This window comes from Aerococcus sp. L_32, from assembly GCF_050689315.1.
Genome location: NZ_JBOEQF010000238.1, coordinates 1 through 3,243, shown reverse-complemented (window position 1 = coordinate 3,243; position 3,243 = coordinate 1). Strand labels below are relative to the sequence as shown.

7 protein-coding genes are annotated in these 3,243 nt (G+C 38.1%); all 7 read left to right on the top strand.

Annotated features, from left to right (window positions below; translation table 11 throughout):
- On the top strand, nt 1-507 hold a 507-nt coding region (locus tag ACRCJ0_RS11070), incomplete at its 5' end, for an adenylate kinase family protein (RefSeq protein WP_431390467.1).
- Between the two features lie 119 nt (nt 508-626).
- Nucleotides 627-845, top strand: coding sequence for a translation initiation factor IF-1 (gene infA, locus ACRCJ0_RS11065; protein WP_004262604.1), 219 nt, complete (start codon nt 627-629; stop codon nt 843-845).
- Nucleotides 846-876: 31 nt separating this feature from the next.
- A complete protein-coding gene (gene rpmJ, locus ACRCJ0_RS11060) occupies nt 877-990 on the top strand; it encodes a 50S ribosomal protein L36 (RefSeq protein WP_004262605.1) in 114 nt (37 codons plus the stop codon).
- 32 nt (nt 991-1,022) lie between these two features.
- Nucleotides 1,023-1,388, top strand: a complete 366-nt coding sequence (rpsM, locus tag ACRCJ0_RS11055) for a 30S ribosomal protein S13 (RefSeq protein ID WP_004262607.1) — start codon at nt 1,023-1,025, stop codon at nt 1,386-1,388.
- 23 nt (nt 1,389-1,411) lie between these two features.
- Nucleotides 1,412-1,801, top strand: coding sequence for a 30S ribosomal protein S11 (gene rpsK / locus ACRCJ0_RS11050; protein WP_004262610.1), 390 nt, complete (start codon nt 1,412-1,414; stop codon nt 1,799-1,801).
- A 66-nt stretch (nt 1,802-1,867) separates the two neighbouring features.
- Nucleotides 1,868-2,812: a DNA-directed RNA polymerase subunit alpha gene (locus ACRCJ0_RS11045; protein WP_004262612.1), complete on the top strand. Its 945-nt coding sequence runs from the start codon at nt 1,868-1,870 to the stop codon at nt 2,810-2,812.
- Between the two features lie 25 nt (nt 2,813-2,837).
- Complete coding sequence (gene rplQ / locus ACRCJ0_RS11040) at nt 2,838-3,218, top strand: 50S ribosomal protein L17 (RefSeq protein ID WP_004262615.1); 381 nt, start codon at nt 2,838-2,840, stop codon at nt 3,216-3,218.
- Nucleotides 3,219-3,243 lie beyond the last annotated feature (25 nt).

Genomic DNA, 3,243 nt, shown 5'->3' with positions numbered 1-3,243 from the left:
AAAGCCAAATCATTCATGGATGAAGGTGCATTAGTTCCTGATGAAGTAACGAATGGTATTGTTGAAGAAAGACTTCAAAAAGAAGATACACAAGCTGGCTTTATGCTAGACGGTTTTCCAAGAACTGAAGCGCAAGCTAAAGAACTTGGCGGTATCATGACTCGCTTAGATCGCGACATTGATGCAGTTATCTACTTAGACGTGCCAGCTGAAACGTTGAAAGAACGTTTATCAGGACGAATCATTTGTCGTAACTGTGGCGCAACATACCACAAAGTTTTGAACAAACCAAAAGTAGACGGCGTATGCGATGTTTGCGGAAGCCATGATTTCTACCAACGTGAAGACGATAAACCTGAAGTTGTTGAGAACAGATTAAATGTTAATCAAGAACAACAACAACCAATCTTAGACTTCTATGAAGATCAAGGTAAGCTTTATCGCATTCCTGGTGATATCGGTATTGACAATGTTTACGCTGAGATCCAAAAGATTTTAGATAAATAATTTTTGTTGCTTTAAGTCGCTAATTATGGTAAGATATTCGGGTTGACTGAACATTTCGTATTTCTATCCTATAATCAATTAGTGATTAAACGAAACAACCACCATTAGGAGGAAAAACTTTGTCAAAAGAAGATATGATCGAAATTGAAGGTACTGTTACTGAAACATTACCTAATGCTATGTTTAAGGTCCAATTGGAAAATGGTTATGAAGTTTTAGCGCATATTTCAGGAAAAATGCGTGTAAACTACATTCGTATTTTGCCAGGTGACCGTGTAAAAGTTGAGATGTCTCCATATGACTTGACGAAAGGTCGTATCACCTACCGATTCAAGTAATGTAGAGATATATAATCGAGGAGGTATAACTGTGAAAGTAAGAGCATCTGTTAAACCAATGTGCGAACATTGTAAAGTTATTCGCCGTAACGGTAAAGTTATGGTTATTTGTTCTAATCCAAAACATAAACAACGCCAAGGCTAATTAAAGATAAATAAAAAGGAGGGTTTTCGTATATGGCTCGTATAGCAGGAGTAGATATTCCACGTGAGAAACGTATCGTTATTGCCTTAACATACATCTATGGTATCGGTAAAACGACTTCTCAAAAAATCTTAGCGCAAGCTGAAATTTCAGAAGATACTCGTGTACGTGACTTAACTAACGATGAGTTAGATCGTTTACGTGCAGCAGTAGATACAATCAAAGTTGAAGGTGACTTACGTCGTGAACGTGCTTTAGACATCAAACGTCTACAAGAGATCGGTTCATACCGTGGTATCCGTCACCGTCGTGGTTTACCAGTTCGTGGTCAAAATACTAAGAACAACGCACGTACGCGTAAAGGTAAAGCTGTCGCAATTCAAGGTAAGAAAAAATAATCTAAAAGGAGGTTAATTACACTATGGCTAAACGTCCAGTTTCACGCAAACGTCGTGTGAAGAAAAATGTCGAAACAGGTGTGGCGCACATCCACTCTACATTTAACAATACTATCGTTATGATTACTGATGAGCATGGTAATGCAATTTCTTGGTCATCTGCAGGTGCTTTAGGATTTAAAGGTTCTCGTAAATCTACTCCTTATGCTGCACAAATGGCTTCAGAAACAGCTACAAAAGCAGCTATGGATCACGGTATGAAATCTGTTGAAGTTTCAGTAAAAGGTCCTGGTTCAGGTCGTGAATCAGCTATCCGTGCTTTACAAGCAGCAGGTTTAGAAGTTACTGCTATTCGCGATGTAACACCTATTCCTCATAATGGTTGCCGTCCTCCAAAACGTCGTCGTGTTTAATCGATTGATGAACTTGGATATGCGATGATACATTTTCTCACGTTTTGAAAGGGGTAATTTGTCGATATGATCGAAATTGAAAAGCCAAATATTGAGACAATTGAAATTAACGACGATAGTAAATTTGGTAAATTCGTTGTAGAACCATTAGAACGCGGCTATGGAACAACCCTAGGTAATTCATTACGTCGTATCTTGTTGTCCTCACTACCAGGTACAGCAGTTACATCAATCCAAATTGACGATGTTTTGCATGAATACTCAACAGTCCCAGGTGTACGTGAAGACGTTACTGAGATTGTGTTGAACGTAAAACAATTATCATTGAAATTGTATGACGTAGAAGAAAAACAAGTAGAAATTGACATCACAGGTCCAGCTGACGTCACAGCTGCTGATATTATTGCCGATGCTGATTTCGATGTTATGAATCCAGACTTACATATCTGTACGCTTGCAGAAGGCGCTCGTTTCCACATGATTATGAATGTTAAAAACGGTCGTGGTTTTGTACGCTCAGAAAATAATAAAGTGGATTCAATGCCAATTGGCGAAATTCCAGTGGATTCTATCTACACACCAATTTCCAAAGTAAACTATCAAGTTGAAAATACTCGTATCGGAGAAATCAATGAATACGATAAATTGACTATGGATATTTGGACTGATGGTACAATTTCACCCGAAGAAGCATTAAGCTTAGCGGCAAAAATCATGACAGAACACTTGGAAGTATTCGTTAACTTAACAGACGAAGCTCGTCAAGTTGAAGTTATGGTCGAAAAAGAAGAAACACAAAAAGAAAAAATGCTTGAAATGACTATTGAAGAACTAGACTTATCAGTTCGTTCATACAACTGTCTAAAACGTGCAGGCATCAATACTGTTGAAGAATTGACTAACAAGTCTGAACCAGAAATGATGAAAGTACGTAACTTAGGTCGTAAGTCTCTTGAAGAGGTTAAAAACAAGCTAGCTGCTCTTGACTTATCTTTACGTCAAGAAGATTAATAAATCATAAAGGAGGATACTGACAATGGGTTACCGTAAATTAGGTCGTACTAGCTCTCAACGTAAAGCTATGTTACGTGACTTAACTACTGATTTAATTATCAATGAACGTATTACTACAACAGAAACTCGTGCGAAAGAGATCCGTCGTACAGCTGAAAAAATGATTACTTTAGGTAAACGTGGAGATTTAGCTGCTCGTCGTCAAGCGAACCAATTCGTTCGTAACGAAATCGCCGATGTTCGCGCTGAAGGTGAAGACATCGTTATCGAGTCTGCTTTACAAAAATTATTCAACGATCTTGGTCCTCGTTACGCTGAACGTCAAGGTGGATACACTCGTATCTTAAAAACTGAACCTCGTCGTGGCGATGCTGCACCAATGGTTATTCTTGAATTAGTTTAATAAAAACTTTTAGTGATGTATAAAA